Here is a 14,517-nt window from a genome sequence, read left to right as displayed (position 1 = left end):
CATTTCACGGGGCCATCCGTTGATGGCATTGCTGGCGCTCATGGGCGGCTGGGTTGGAGGGCGCGCGGCAACGTGGGAGCCTGTGGTGCCGACACTCGCAGCCACCACGCACGCGCAAGGAGAGACGGCAGGTTCCGGGATGATCGCGGCCCCGCTCCAGTCGTTGCCGGGCTATGGAGAAATTCCGTCCAACCCAGCCGACTTGCCTGCCGTTATCCCGCCGCCGCCGGCGTTTGCAATGCGCTACGCCCTGATGCCGGCGCCGCAAGGGGGCTACGCGGCTCCTTCATCGCCCGCGAAGGTGTCCGGTCTGCCGCATCTGCGCAAGGATTTCGCAGATTTTGAAACTCTGCCGCGCTTCTACGCGCCGGAAGTGCCTGCAGGAAGGTCGATTCCTCTCGCCCCCGGGACTCCCGTCGCGCCGCCTCGCCAGCGCAGGTTGTCGATGGATGCATGGGCGCTGATGCGCCGTGACAGTGCAGCGGGCGCAGCGTCGGTCGGGGCCATGCCGGGAGTCTACGGAGCAAGTCAGGCGGGCGGGATACTGCGTTATCGGCTTGCCATGGCCAGCCGGCATCGACCGATCATCTATCTGCGAAGCACCTCAAGTACAGGCCGGATTCGCGAGACGACCGCCGCGCTGGGGTTGTCGGCCCGGCCGATTGCATCAGTGCCGGTAGTCGCGGCGCTGGAAGGCCGGATGACCGACCAGATGGGGCGGCGGATCATACAGGGTGCCGCCATGGCGATCACCGAACTGCCTGCATTCCCACTGTTCGCCGGCCTGCGCGGCGAAGCCTATGGGCAGGCGGGATATGTCGCAGGCGGGTACTCTACATTTTTCGCTGACGGTCAGTTTCGCGCCGACCGCGCACTTGTGAGTCTGGGCCGCGCAGATGTTCGAATTGGAGGAGGCGTCTGGGGCGGAGCGCAGAAGGGGGCAGAGCGGCTCGATGCCGGACCAAGCGCCACTTTGGCCATGCCGCTGGGCAGCCGCATCAACGGCCGTATCGCAGTTGACTGGCGCTTTCGCCTTGCCGGCGATGCACAGCCGGGATCGGGGCCTGCACTCACACTATCCGCAGGATTCTGAAACGCGTCTTTTCCGAGGCGCAATGCTGCGGTAGCGAGGTTGCCGCAATGGACGTTTATCTTCCCATCGCCAACCTTTCGGTCAACGGTTTCATCATCGTCGGGCTGGGGGCGTTGACCGGGGTGCTTTCGGGCATGTTCGGCGTGGGCGGCGGTTTCCTGACGACACCGCTGATGATCTTCTACGGTATTCCGCCAACAGTTGCTGCCGCTTCGGCGGCCAGTCAGGTGACCGGGGCGAGCGTCTCGGGTGTGTTCGCGCATACGCGTCGCGGCGGCGTGGACTATCAGATGGGGGCCGTCATGGTGGCGGGCGGCATCATCGGCACGGGCCTAGGGTCGTTGCTGTTCACGGTGCTGGAGCAACTTGGGCAGATCGATACGGTCATCAACATTCTATATGTCGTTCTGTTAGGGTCCATCGGCGGCCTGATGGCGAAGGAAAGCATCCTGTCGATCCGCGCGGAGCGTAGCGGGATTCCGATCGCTGCCCGAAAGCGCCGACATCATCCCATGGTCGCCAGCCTGCCTATGCGCTGGCGGTTCTATCGCTCGGGCCTTTACATCTCTCCGCTTGCACCGCTTCTGCTTGGGATTGGTACGGGTATCCTGACGATGCTGATGGGGATCGGCGGCGGCTTCGTACTGGTGCCGGCGATGCTCTACATTCTGGGTATGAGCGCGAACGTCGTAGTCGGCACTTCGCTGTTCCAGATTCTGTTCGTTACCATGGCGACGACCATGATGCATGCGCTGACCACCCATGCGGTCGATATAGTGCTGGCTTCGCTTCTGCTGCTTGGATCGGTATCAGGCGCACAAGTCGGCGCGCAGTTTGCCCAGAAGGCAAGCCCTGTGAAGCTGCGCCTCATCCTGGCGATCATCGTGCTGCTTGTCGCAGGGCGTATGGCGCTGGGTCTGGGCTATCGGCCGGACGAGATATATACGGTGGCGCCGCTGTGAAGGTATGGTTCGCATTGCTGGCGCTTTTTGCGCTGACGGGTGCGCGAGATCCGATCCTGGTACCCGAAGTGTCACAGCATGAGGTCGATCTTCAGCAAGGTTTCACCGGCACCGAACTTCTGCTCTTCGGTGCGGTACTGACGCCGGAAGGTTCGCGCGCGGCTCAGGATTACGACATCATCGTGGTCCTCAAAGGCCCCACACAATCCGTCGTACTGCGTGAAAAGCAGAAGGTTGCCGGAATCTGGATCAACGCGGCAAGCACCGAGCTGCGCAGCGCGCCGAGTTACTACGCCATCGCGTCGAGCCGTCCGATCGCCGATATCGTCGATGACAAGACGGCAGCGATATATGAGCTTGGCCTGCGATGGCTGCAGTTGTCACCGATCGGCGCCATCGATCCGGACGAGCAGGCCCGTTTCTCTTCGGGGCTCGTCGATCTCAATCGGCGCAACGGCCTTTACCGGGAGCAGGAACGCGGCGTCACCGTCAAGGAACAGGTGCTTTACCAGGCACGCATCGAGCTGCCGTCACGCGTGCCGACCGGTATGTACACGGCAGAGACGTTTGCCGTCTCCAAAGGCCGCGTAGTTGCTTCGGCCAGCAGCCAGGTCGAAGTGCGCAAGCTTGGCATCGAGCGGGCCATTGCGAATTTCGCTGAGAACTATGGCTTTGCCTATGGGCTGCTGGCGGTATTCGTGTCGGTAGCCATGGGCTGGCTGGCGGGCCGTCTCTTTGCGCTGATCTGATACCCGCAGTAGCTCTTAGGCTGAAATTAACCCCGTCGCTCGTAGGCATCGCAATCGGTTGCGAAACATGTGCGATAGGTTGACGAAGGCAATGCATCTCGACGGGCTCAGTATGGATCAGAAACCCCTTGCCGACGCAGCAACGGTGCCGGGACTGGAGCCGATCGGCGTGGTTCTTGATATCAGCGGGGCAGGCAGTCGCATTGCATTCGATCTTGAACGCCTGAACGAGATCACCGCAGCCGCGGATCCCGCAGTGGCCATGTCGGGGCAAGTCAGCAGTCAGGTGAAGATCCGTGTCGGGACCGGCTGGCTTCTGGCAAGCGTGCGCAACCAGCGGCAGGACGGGCGCGTGGCCGGTGTCCTGTCGGAAGTGGATTTCCTGGGCGAAGGTCTGGCCGATGCCGGGACGGGCCGCATCCACGGTTTTCGCCGTGGTGTTACGCGCTTTCCGATACCGGGCGCGCTGGTATATCCGGCGACAAGCGAAGACCTGCGGCAGATCTATGCGAGCGACGGGCGGTCGGCGATCCAGGTCGGCAATGTCTACCCCACGCGCGATATCCGCGCGGGGCTTTACGTCGATGCGCTGCTGGGCAAGCACTTTGCCCTGTTGGGTTCCACCGGCACCGGCAAGTCGACCAGCGCGGCGCTGATCCTCCATCGCATCTGCGAGCATGCGCCCGAAGGCCATATCATCATGGTCGACCCCCATGGCGAATACGCGGCGGCTTTCCGCGATACCGGGGTCATCCTCGACGTATCGAACCTGCAGATGCCGTACTGGTTGATGAACTTCGAGGAGCATTGCGAAGTCCTGCTCACTTCGCGCGGGGATGACCGGCAGCTGGATGCGGAGATTTTGGGCAAGGCGCTGCTTGAAGCCCGATCCAAGAATCGGCTGGCAGAGCAGATGGGGCGCATCACGGTGGATTCGCCGATCCCCTTTCTGCTGTCCGATCTGGGCAACATACTCAACAATGCGATGGGCAAGCTGGACAAGGGGCATACCAGCGCGCCTTATCTGCGCATCCGCAACAAGCTGGACGAGATGCGCGGCGACCCACGTTACCAGTTCATGTTTTCGGGCATGCTGGTGGGGGACGTGATGGCGGATTTCATCGGCAAGCTGTTCCGCCTTCCGTCGCGGGGCCGTCCGATTTCCATCATTGACGTATCGGGCGTGCCGACCGAGATCACCTCCACCGTCGTCGCCGTGCTCAGCCGCATGGTCTTCGATTTCGCCGTCTGGGCGCGCGAGGAAGAGACGCGCCCGATCCTGCTCGTCTGCGAGGAAGCGCACCGCTACGTCCCGAACGAGAGGAATGCCGATGGCTCATCGGTCGGGCGCATCCTTTCGCGCATCGCGAAGGAGGGGCGCAAGTACGGGATATCGCTTGGTCTTATCACCCAGCGGCCTTCGGATCTGGCCGAGGGCGTTCTGTCGCAGTGCGGCACGATCATTTCGATGCGCCTCAACAACGAGCGCGATCAGGCCTTCGTGCGCGCTGCCATGCCGGAAGGTGCGCGCGGTTTCCTCGATTCGATCCCGGCGCTGCGCAACCGCGAATGCATCGTCTGCGGCGAGGGCGTGGCGATCCCGATGCGCGTTTCGTTCGACGATCTTGAGGAGCGCAAGCGCCCGGCTTCGGCCGATCCCTCCTTCACCCAGCTGTGGAACCGCAGCGGCGGCGAAGAGGAGATGGTCCTGCGCACCGTCCAGCGCTGGCGGGCTCAGGGGCGCTGAACGGCGTTGAAACCCCGCGTCCTGATCCTCAACCCTTGAACGCCCGGCGCCACTTGCCCGAGCGGTAGTACGCCAGCGTCAGGATCACCGTCAGCGAAGAACCTACCGGATAGGCCCACCACACCGCCTCGCTGCCGATGAAAGGGCGGGCGACGGCGTAGAAGCCAAGGCGTCCCGGATAGAGGCCGAGGAACAGCAGCACCAGCGGCGCAACCACGGCGCCGTAGGCGCGCATGGTGCCGGTCAGGATCATGGTGATCGAAACGATCACGAACGATGCGGTGCAAACGACCTGAATGTGCTCCGCGATGGGCAGGGCAGGGCTTTGCCCGCCCAGGAACAGCGCCAGCAAGGGCCGGTCGAACCCGACGATGAGCGCGGCCACGGCGGTGGACATGACAAGATTGGTGCCCATGCCGGTCAGCGTCACCTTGCTGACGCGGCCGTGGTCCCCGGCGCCCAGAGACTGCGCGACCATGGCGCTGACCGCCGAACCGATGGCGAAGGCGGGCATCTGCAGGTAGTTCCACAGTTGCAGCGATGCGCCATAGGCGGCGGCGGCATCCAGCCCCTCGCGGTTGACGAGGCTGACCATGATCAGGCCCGCCGAAGACACGATCAGCATCTGCGCGCCCATCGGCAGGCCCTTGGCCAGCACATAGCGCAAGTCTTCTCCACCGGGGCGCAGGTAGCCGAGTTCGGGGCCGCGCAGGCGCAGCGGCAGATCCTTGCGATAGATCACCCATATCTGCAGCACCATGCCGGCGGTATTGGCGATAGCGGTGGCGATGGCCGATCCTGCGACCCCCAGCGTCGGCAGCGGGCCGACGCCGATGATCAGGAGCGGGTTGAAAGCAATGTCCAGCACCACGGCCAGGATCATGGCGTAGAGCGGTGTCTTCGAATCGCCGACGCCGCGCATGCCCATCGACACCATCATGTTCACGGTCGCCAGCGGGATCGTCACGAAGATGACCTGCAGATAGGCGAGCGCATCGCCGCGGCTGGGGGCGGGCGTGCCCAGCGCGTCGAGCAGGGCGCCCGCGCCGAACCAGCCGACCACGCCCGTCGCGATCGAGATCAGGATGCAGAAGCCGACGCCGGTGCCGAAGGTGCGCCGCGCCGCTTCGATATCGCGTGCGCCGAAATGCTGCCCCACGCGCACCGTCGTTGCCATGCCGAAACCGAAGACGGCGGCGAAGACAAGGAACATCACGATGTTGGCATTGGCGGTTGCGGCCAGCGCGCTTTCGCCCAGCAGGCGGCCTACCCAGATTGCGTTGACCGATCCGTTCAGCGTCTGCAGCACGTTGGACAGCAGCATCGGGATCGAGAAGAACAGCAGCGTCTTGAGGATCGGCCCCTTGGTGAGATCGCCGCGCATCGCCGGGCGTGCGGGTGCTTCGACCTGCGGAGTGTCGGCGGTCGAGCTGTCCTCACACAGCGGGATGGGCGATGCTTCGTTCATGTGCCTCTCGTGTCGCCCCACAGGTGGATGTGCAAGCGGTCGGTGAACCGCAAACCATGCTGCGAGCAGAAATCCGCCAGCCAGCCCGACCGTTCCCGGATGACATCGCTGGAGCGGCCTTCGGGCATCAGGAACAGGCGGGCGCCGGGGATGGCGTAAGTCTGTTGCAGCGCCATGACTTCGTCGACGTCGGCGCGGGTGGCGACCACGAACTTGAAGAAGGCGCGCGGCTCTGCGGCCCAGGCGGAAAGGCGGTCGGGCAGCAGGGCAAGGTCGGCGGGGTTGCCGCTGTGCGCCAGCTTGGGGCTGACGTTGTACTGGTCTATCCGGGCGTCCAGCGCGGGGTGCGGGGCGACGGTGGAGTTCGTTTCGACTTCCACGTGCATGCCGGGACGGATTGCGTCGAGCGCGGCGAGCATCCGGGCCAGCGCCGCGCCCTGCAGCAACGGTTCGCCGCCGGTGATGACGAGCCGGTCTGGCACCAGATCGGCCACCGCCTGCGCGAGTTCTGCTTCCTCCATGGTCACCTGATTCTCGCGCCGTTCGAAGGCTAGCGCGTCGCGGTGGAAGCGGTTGTCGCCGGTGAAGCGCCATGTGTAGGCGGTGTCGCACCACTGGCAGGCGAGGTTGCAGCGGGACAGGCGCACGAAAGTGCTCGGTCGGCCCATGGACGGGCCTTCGCCCTGCAGGGAGGCGAAGATTTCCGGCTGGCCGGGGGTGGTGGTGGCCAAAGTCAGCATTGCGTGAGGATCATCGTTCGTGCGTCATGAAGTGACAGGGTTTACACGGTTTACACGGTCCAGAGGGAAATGGTGTCACCTTGGGCCGTTTCGGGGGCTGAAAGTGTCACCTTGGCGGTGAAACCTGTCACCTTGCGGTGAAAAAGTGTCACCTTGCGACGGCGAGGTGTCGCCTTGCGAGGGTCAGGTGTCACCTTGCGAGGGTGAGGTGTCACCTTGTAGGCGAAGCTGGGCATGGCGCGATGGTGTCAGAGACACGCCATGTAGGAAAGCGCCACGGCTAATGGCGCTCTCCAGCCGGGCAGGGGCAGGGGGACGATGCGGGCGGGGGAGAGGCCGGCGCTGCTTGCGAAGCCGACCTCCCATGTTCCTCAGCCCAGCCGCGCCAGTGCGGCGGAGAGGCGCTCTGCCTCGGCCGAATGCGCGGCGTGGTCGGCCCTGGCCTTTTCCACCGCCTCGGGCTTGGCCTTTTCGACGAAGGCCGGGTTTTCGAGGCGCTTGCCCAGCGAGTCCCGTTCCTTGGCCGCAGTGGCGAGCGCCTTTTCCAGACGGGCCTTCTCGGCGGCAATGTCGATCACGCCTTCAAGCGGGATCGCCAGCATCGCGTCCCCGGCGCCGACCTGCATCGCCGGGCCCGCAGGGGCGGCTTCGAAGCGGATGCCGTCAAGGCGGGCAAGGCGGTCCACCACGGCCGGGTTGCGCTCGATCACGGCGCGCGTCTCGGCCGAAGGATCGGCAAGGTAGGCGGTCAGGCGCGCGCCCGGCGAAATGCCGAGTTCCGCCTTGGCGCCGCGCAAGTTGCCGACGAGAGCGATCAGCCATTCGACTTCGGCCTTGGCCCCGGCGTCCACCGCAGCTTCGGGCGCGGGCCATGCGGCCACGATCAGTTCCGCCTCGCGGTTGCCGGTCTTGCTCCACAGCTCTTCGGTGACGAAGGGCATGAAGGGGTGCAGCATCACCAGGATCTGGTCGAGCACCCAGCCGGCGACGGCCTTCGTCTCTTCATCGAACGAACCCTTGATCAGTTCGATGTACCAGTCGCAGAACTGGTTCCAGACGAAGTGATAGATCGCGTTGGCGGCGGCATCGAAGCGCAGGTCGGCCATCGCCTTGTCGAGCGCGGCGACGGTTTCCACCACTTCGCCGATGATCCAGCGGTTGACCGCCGAAGTGGCCTTGGGCGCGGCGACAGAGGTGCTGCCGGTGATGCCGTTGGACTGGCAGAAACGCGCGGCGTTCCACAGTTTGGTGGCGAAGTTGCGATACCCCTCGACGCGCTTTTCATCCATCTTCACGTCGCGGCCCTGGCTCTCCATGGCGGTCATGAAGAAGCGCAACGCGTCGGCGCCGTACTGGTCGATGAGGCCCAGCGGATCGACGACGTTGCCCTTGGACTTGGACATCTTCTGCCCGTCGGCAGCGCGCACCAGGCCATGCAGATAGAGCCGCTTCCACGGCACTTCCTTCATGAAGTGGATGCCCTGCATCGCCATGCGCGCATCCCAGAAGAACAGGATGTCGAAGCCGGAAACCAGCAGGTCGTTGGGGTAGTGCTTGGCAAGCAGCGCCGAATCCTGATCCGGCCAGCCCAGCGTCGCGAAAGGCCACAGCGCCGAGGAGAACCACGTGTCGAGCACGTCGTTGTCGCGGGTCAGCGCCTTGTTGCCGGCCAGCGCCTGCGCTTCCTCCTCGGTTTCGGCGACGAAGATTTCGCCGTCTTCGGAGTACCACGCCGGAATCCGGTGGCCCCACCAGAGCTGGCGGCTGACGCACCAGGGCTGGATGTTTTCCATCCAGTTGAAGAAGGTCTTTTCCCAGCTCTTGGGCACGATCTCGATCGAGCCGTTGCGCACCGCTTCCATCGGCGGGATGGAGAGCGTCTTGGCATCGACGTACCACTGGTCGGTCAGCCAGGGCTCGATCACCACGCCGCCGCGGTCGCCGTAAGGCGTCGCGATGGTGCGCGGCTCGGCGTCGTGCTCGACTTCGTTGCCTTCCTTGTCCTTCGTCACGTGCGGGATCAGGAGGCCCAGCTCCTTCATCGCCTCGACCACGGCGGTACGCGCGTCGAAGCGGTCCATTCCAAGGAACATGTGCGGGATCAGGCCGTCCGCCGTCTGGCAGACCTTCGCCTCGGCATCGAGCATGTTGAGCATGTCGCGCGCCTCGATCCCGGCGCGCTTGCCGACTTCGAAGTCGTTGAAGTCATGCCCCGGGGTGATCTTCACCGCGCCCGAACCCAGTTCCGGGTCGGCGTGCTCGTCGGCCACGATGGGAATTTCGCGGCCCGTGATCGGCAGGGTGACGGTGGCCTTGCGATCGAGCAGCGGCTTGTAGCGCTCGTCGTTGGGGTTCACGGCCACGGCCATGTCGGCCAGCATCGTTTCGGGGCGCGTGGTGGCGACTTCGATATGGCCTGAACCGTCCGACAGCGGATAGTTGAAGTGCCAGAAGTGGCCCTGGATCTCGCGCGTTTCCACTTCAAGGTCGCTGATTGCGGTCTTGAGCTTGGGGTCCCAGTTCACCAGCCGCTTGTCGCGGTAGATCAGGCCCTGCTTGTGCAGGTCGACGAAGACCTTGACCACGGCCTTGGTGAAGTGCGGGTCCATCGTGAACTGCTCGCGGCTCCAGTCCATGGAGCAGCCCAGACGACGCAGCTGGCCGGTGATGGTGCCGCCGCTTTCACGCTTCCATTCCCAGACCTTCTCGATGAAGGCTTCGCGCGAATAGTTGGTGCGCTTGTCCTGCCTCGCTTCCATCTGGCGCTCGACCACCATCTGCGTGGCGATGCCCGCGTGGTCGGTGCCGACCACCCACAGCGCATCCTTGCCGCGCAGGCGCTCGTAACGGATCACCACGTCCTGCAGCGTATTGTCGAGCGCGTGGCCGATGTGGAGCGAACCCGTGACGTTCGGCGGCGGGTTTACGATGGTGAAGGGCGCCGCATCGGGGCGCTCGGGACGGAACAGGTTGTTGGCTTCCCAGTGGGCGTACCACTTGGCCTCGATCCCGGCGGGGTCGAAAGTCTTGTCGAGCGCGGGCTCGGAAACGGTGTCGGTCATGGCGTCGGTCATAGCTGGGCGCCATGCCAAACCGCGGGTTTGCGCGCAAGAAGCCATTGCCATGGCATCGCCGCAATCGCATGCGAACAGGGCGCAGTAACACAATCGACACATCCGGTCGCAACCATGGAACATCTTGCCGGTCCATGGTTTTTCCCCCAAAGCGAGCGAACATGCGGGAATGGGCTGAATTCACCCTGTCGGAAAACGACCAAGGCGGCGACCACGTACTGGCGCTGAAAGGGCCTTTGTGCGTCCATTCGCTGGGCAATCTCGATGCCAAGCTGCACGGGCTGAGCGGCAATTTCGATCGGGTCGACATGTCGGGCGTCACCGATATCGACACGACCGGCGCCTGGCTCGTCACGCACTATGCCAACAAGCGCGGCGTGAAGATCACCGGCGAAAGCGAACAGGCCCGCCGCCTTTTCGCCGCCATCGGCGACATGCACGAACACGAGGCGGAACCCGAACCCAGGCTGCCGTTCCTTACCCGTCAGGTTTCGGAACTTGGCGATCTCATGGCGAACTGGGGCAGGGGCGTCGTCAAGGTCGTCGATTTCCTGGGCGAACTGATCATTGCGCTGGGCAGCGTGATCCGCCGCCCGTCGCGGCTGCGCGGCACGGCGCTGGTGTTCCACATGCAGTATGTGGGCATCAACTCGCTGTGGATCATCGGCCTGATGAGCTTCCTCATCGGCATCGTGATCGCGCAGCAAGGCGCGGTGCAGCTGGCGCAGTTCGGCGCCGAAATCTACACGATCAACCTGACCGGGCGCCTGTCGATGCGCGAACTGGGCATCCTGATGACCTCCATCATGGTCGCCGGGCGTTCCGGTTCGGCCTTCGCGGCGCAGATCGGCACGATGAAGCTGACCGAAGAGGTTGACGCCATGCGCACAATCGGTGTTTCGCCGATGCAGGCGCTGGTGGTGCCGCGCGTGCTGGCATCGATGTTGATGATGCCGCTGCTGGGTTTCTATTCCTCGGTGCTGGCCATCATCGGCGGCGCGGTTATCGCTGACCTTGCGCTCGATATCCCGTTCTGGACCTTCCTCCAGCGCACGCAGGAAGTGGTGCCCATCACTGACGTGTGGATCGGTCTGGTCAAGGCGCCGGTCTTCGCGCTCGTGGTGGCGCTGGCAGGCTGCTATCAGGGCATGCAGGTTACCGCCAACGCCGAGGAAGTGGGCGGGCGAACCACGCAGGCGGTGGTGACGGCGATCTTCACGGTGATCGTGCTGGACGCCTTCTTCGCCATCTTCTTCACCAAGATTGGCTGGGCCTGATGGACCTGTCGGACGACTATAAGGGCGAGTACCCGATACTCGTCGAAGGGCTGCGCAACAGCTTCGGCGAGCATGTGATCCACGAAGGGCTCGACCTCAAGGTCCGCAAGGGCGAGGTTCTGGGCGTCGTTGGCGGTTCGGGTACGGGCAAGTCCGTGCTGATGCGCTCGATCATCGGCCTGCAACAACCGACCGACGGCAGCATCACGGTGCTGGGCCACAAGATGGGCGATGCCACCGAGGAGGATGCGGTCGACCTGCGTTCGCGCTGGGGTGTGCTGTTCCAGGGCGGCGCGCTGTTCTCTACCCTGACGGTGGGCGAAAACGTGGAAGTGCCGCTCAAGCAGTTCTTCCCCGAAATCACCGACGATCTGCGCGCGGAGATCGCCCGCTTCAAGGTGCGCCTGTCGGGCTTGCCCGAAAGCGCGGCGTTCAAGTTCCCGAGCGAGCTTTCGGGCGGCATGAAGAAGCGCGCCGGTCTGGCCCGCGCGCTGGCGCTTGACCCTGAACTGCTGTTCCTCGACGAGCCGACCGCGGGCCTCGACCCGATCGGGGCCGCCGCGTTCGACAGCCTGACGCGCGAGCTGAAGGAAACGCTGGGGCTTACCGTGTTCCTCATCACTCACGATCTCGACACGCTTTATGCGATCTGTGACCGGGTGGCGGTGCTGGCGGACAAGAAGGTGATCGCGGTGGGCACCATTCCGGAGCTTCTCGCGCTCGATCATCCGTGGATTCAGGAATACTTCAACGGCCCGCGCGGTCGCGCAGCGCTGGATTCCAAGAAGGAAACCGCTGTGAAGGACGACCCGGCGCCTGCCCCAAAGGGCGGTGCGCCGGAACATGACGGGGAGGCGGCCGTTGAAACGGGCGTCGAAACGGGTTCGCCGTCCCCGATGGACAGTAGCAGGTCGGAGGCATAGGGGCTCGGGCGATGGAAACCAAAGCCAATCACGTCTGGGTCGGAGCGGTCACGCTGGTTCTGCTGGCATGCCTTGCGGCCTTCGTCATCTGGATCGCGCGCCTGGGCGACGGTTCGAAGACGGAATACGACATCTTCTTCAAGCAGTCGGTGGACGGGCTCGCCAAGGGTTCGGGCGTCGATTACGTGGGCGTGCCTTCGGGGCAGGTCACCCAGATCGAACTGTGGCCGCAGGACCCCAGCTTCGTGCGCGTGCGCATCAAGGTGGACAGCAAGCTGCCGATCACCGTGGGCACGACCGCGACGATCCAGGGCAGCTTCACCGGCGTTTCCGACATCCAGCTTGAAGGCGCGGTCAAGGGCGCGCCGCCGATCACCGAGCCGGGGCCGGAAGGCGTCCCCGTGATCCCGACCAAGCCCGGCGGCTTCGGAGAGATCCTGGCCAATGCCCCGCTGCTGATGGAGCGGCTGGCGACACTGACCGAAAACCTCAACCAGCTGATGAGCGCGGAAAACCGCAAGTCGATCACGGGCATCCTCGCCAATACCGACAAGATGACCAGGGATCTGTCGCAGGCGACGCCGCAGCTGCGCGCGACGATGACCGAACTTCAGGCGACGCTGCGGCAGGGCACGCAGACGCTCGCCGCGTTCGAGGGTGTGGCGCACAAGGCCGACGATCTGCTGGGCGACGAGGGTAGCTCGCTGGCCGCGCAACTGCGCCAGACGCTGGCCTCCGCGCAGAAGTCGATGGACCAGCTCAACAAGACGATGGAACACGCGCAGCCCGCGCTTGATCAGGTGTCCGAACAGACGCTGCCCGCCGCCGAAAGCGCGATCCGCGATCTGCGCGCCACCAGCAAGGCCCTGCGCAGCCTGACCGAAAAGATCGATGAGCAGGGCGCGGGCGCACTGCTCAAGGGGCAGAAGCTGCCCGACTACAAGCCTTGAGGATTTGGCCATGAGGGATAAGGCGATGAACCGTTTTGGCCGTCAGCTGCTGACCGCCGCTGCCGCCCTTGGCCTGACGGCCGGCCTTGCCGGTTGCGTCAGCCTTGGCACCAAGCCGCCGGATCAGTTGCTCAAGCTGACGGCGGAAGACAGCGCACCGGCAGGGGCGACCGCAAGCGGGCAGCTGACCGACGCCATCGTGGTGATGGACCCCGAATCCGATCGCGGGCTGGATGTGCTGCGCGTGCCGGTCCGGGTAAACGATTCCAGCATCGCCTATCTCAAGGATGCGCTCTGGGTGGAAAAGCCCACGCGCCAGTTCCGTTCGCTGCTGGCAGAGACGCTGCGCGCGCGCACCGGCCAGTTGGTGGTCGAAGGCGGGGACTTCGAAGTCACCGGCAAGACGCTGATCGGCGGGCGCCTGCTGCAGATGGGCTATGATGCCCAGCGCAGCGCAGTGGTGGTGCGCTTCGACGCGGTGCGGAGCGAACGCGGCAACGGTCCTCTCCAGACCCGCCGTTTCGAAGCCGTGGTGAACGGCATCGAGGCCAAGGCGGGGCCAGTTGGCGTGGCGCTCAATCAGGCGTCCAACGATGTTGCGCGGCAGGTTGCGGACTGGATCAAGGGCTGAGTATCCGGTTGGCGATCAATGCAAATTGCATGTCGGAATAAAATATTCCCGTTGCAGTAATTTAATTGGCGCGCGTAAATTGCCGGCATCGCAAACGAATGAATGTGCCGATTTCTGCGGAAGTCGGCATTTTATTTGGTTATTTTGGTTGTCACTATTTTGTCACATGGGGTTTCTGCTTTCCTGCATTTGTTAGCTATCTGATTTGACGTGCTATTTTTCATGGCTATGCGGCGCGTCCCTGCTGCCGATTTCGGCGCGGGTGCGACAAGAATTTGCAGGAGCATACCATGAAGAAGTTCGTCCCGGCTCTCGCCGCCGCAGCGCTGTTCGCCGTCCCGGCCGCTGCCCAGGCGCAGGCCTTCGTCCAGGCTGAAACGGGCCTCGATTCGATCTCGTTTGGCGGCGAGTCGGATGAGGGCGTCAGCTATGGCGTGAGCGCGGGCTACGACATGCCCCTGTCGAACGGCCTGTTCGTCGGCATCCAGGGGACCGTTGCCGACAGCACCACCAAGGAATGCGCGTCGCTGGGCGAAGAGCGCGCTTGCATCAAGACCGGCCGCGATCTTGCTGCCGTTGTCCGTCTGGGCACGCAGGTTGGTGACCGCAGCAAGCTCTACGTTCTGGGCGGCTACACCAACGCCCGTCTCCGCGCGACGTACACCGATGGCGTGGACAGCTACGGCGAAGGTGCCAACGGCGACGGCTTCCGTCTCGGCGCGGGTGCACAGTACGACCTGTCCGACCGCCTCTTCGTGAAGGCCGAATATCGTTACTCGAACTATGAGAGCGACTTCAGCCGTCATAACGCGATCATCGCGCTGGGCGCGAAGTTCTGATCTGACGGAAACGAGGAGGGGCGGGCGTCTTCGGCATCCGCCCTTTCACGACGCAAAAAAGGCC

General features: G+C 64.2%; 12 protein-coding genes. 9 read left to right on the top strand and 3 right to left on the bottom strand.

Annotated elements, in window-relative coordinates; genetic code table 11:
* Nucleotides 1-22 precede the first annotated feature (22 nt).
* The 4 genes from A8V01_RS21360 to A8V01_RS21345 all read left to right on the top strand — a co-directional run bounded on the left by A8V01_RS21360 (nt 23) and on the right by A8V01_RS21345 (nt 4,551).
* Nucleotides 23-1,093: a hypothetical protein gene (locus A8V01_RS21360; RefSeq protein ID WP_103098307.1), complete on the top strand. Its 1,071-nt coding sequence runs from the start codon at nt 23-25 to the stop codon at nt 1,091-1,093.
* Between the two features lie 47 nt (nt 1,094-1,140).
* Nucleotides 1,141-2,055 (top strand): sulfite exporter TauE/SafE family protein, encoded by a 915-nt coding sequence (locus A8V01_RS21355; protein ID WP_103098306.1) that lies wholly within the window; start codon nt 1,141-1,143, stop codon nt 2,053-2,055.
* Complete coding sequence (locus tag A8V01_RS21350; RefSeq protein ID WP_103098305.1) at nt 2,052-2,804, top strand: TIGR02186 family protein; 753 nt, start codon at nt 2,052-2,054, stop codon at nt 2,802-2,804. Before A8V01_RS21355 ends, A8V01_RS21350 begins: the two co-directional genes overlap by 4 nt.
* A 112-nt stretch (nt 2,805-2,916) precedes the next feature.
* Nucleotides 2,917-4,551, top strand: a complete 1,635-nt coding sequence (locus A8V01_RS21345; protein WP_245892759.1) for an ATP-binding protein — start codon at nt 2,917-2,919, stop codon at nt 4,549-4,551.
* A 28-nt stretch (nt 4,552-4,579) separates the two neighbouring features.
* Here the strand turns inward: A8V01_RS21345 and A8V01_RS21340 are convergent, their stop codons facing one another.
* From A8V01_RS21340 to A8V01_RS21330, 3 genes are all read right to left on the bottom strand, one after another.
* Nucleotides 4,580-6,019, bottom strand: coding sequence for an MATE family efflux transporter (locus A8V01_RS21340; RefSeq protein ID WP_103098303.1), 1,440 nt, complete (start codon nt 6,017-6,019; stop codon nt 4,580-4,582).
* Nucleotides 6,016-6,759: a 7-carboxy-7-deazaguanine synthase QueE gene (locus tag A8V01_RS21335; protein ID WP_103098302.1), complete on the bottom strand. Its 744-nt coding sequence runs from the start codon at nt 6,757-6,759 to the stop codon at nt 6,016-6,018. The genes A8V01_RS21340 and A8V01_RS21335 overlap by 4 nt, the downstream gene beginning before the upstream one ends.
* A gap of 371 nt (nt 6,760-7,130) precedes the next feature.
* Nucleotides 7,131-9,821, bottom strand: a complete 2,691-nt coding sequence (locus A8V01_RS21330) for a valine--tRNA ligase (RefSeq protein WP_103098372.1) — start codon at nt 9,819-9,821, stop codon at nt 7,131-7,133.
* 173 nt (nt 9,822-9,994) lie between these two features.
* On the opposite strand from A8V01_RS21330, the gene A8V01_RS21325 reads away from it, so the two are divergent.
* From A8V01_RS21325 to A8V01_RS21305, 5 genes are all read left to right on the top strand, one after another.
* The gene (locus A8V01_RS21325) at nt 9,995-11,110 is read left to right on the top strand and encodes an ABC transporter permease (protein WP_103098301.1); all 1,116 of its coding nucleotides are present in this window, start codon (nt 9,995-9,997) and stop codon (nt 11,108-11,110) included.
* Nucleotides 11,110-12,033: an ABC transporter ATP-binding protein gene (locus A8V01_RS21320; RefSeq protein ID WP_103098300.1), complete on the top strand. Its 924-nt coding sequence runs from the start codon at nt 11,110-11,112 to the stop codon at nt 12,031-12,033. Before A8V01_RS21325 ends, A8V01_RS21320 begins: the two co-directional genes overlap by 1 nt.
* Nucleotides 12,034-12,044: 11 nt before the next feature.
* Complete coding sequence (locus A8V01_RS21315) at nt 12,045-12,983, top strand: MlaD family protein (protein ID WP_103098299.1); 939 nt, start codon at nt 12,045-12,047, stop codon at nt 12,981-12,983.
* Between the two features lie 10 nt (nt 12,984-12,993).
* Nucleotides 12,994-13,614, top strand: a complete 621-nt coding sequence (locus A8V01_RS21310; RefSeq protein ID WP_425437352.1) for an ABC-type transport auxiliary lipoprotein family protein — start codon at nt 12,994-12,996, stop codon at nt 13,612-13,614.
* Between the two features lie 290 nt (nt 13,615-13,904).
* Entirely contained in the window at nt 13,905-14,453 is a 549-nt protein-coding gene (locus tag A8V01_RS21305) for an outer membrane protein (RefSeq protein ID WP_103098371.1), read from the top strand.
* Nucleotides 14,454-14,517 lie beyond the last annotated feature (64 nt).

The organism is Novosphingobium guangzhouense (assembly GCF_002896965.1).
In the GTDB taxonomy this organism is placed as follows: domain Bacteria; phylum Pseudomonadota; class Alphaproteobacteria; order Sphingomonadales; family Sphingomonadaceae; genus Novosphingobium; species Novosphingobium guangzhouense.
This window is presented reverse-complemented; position numbering and strand designations above follow the sequence as displayed.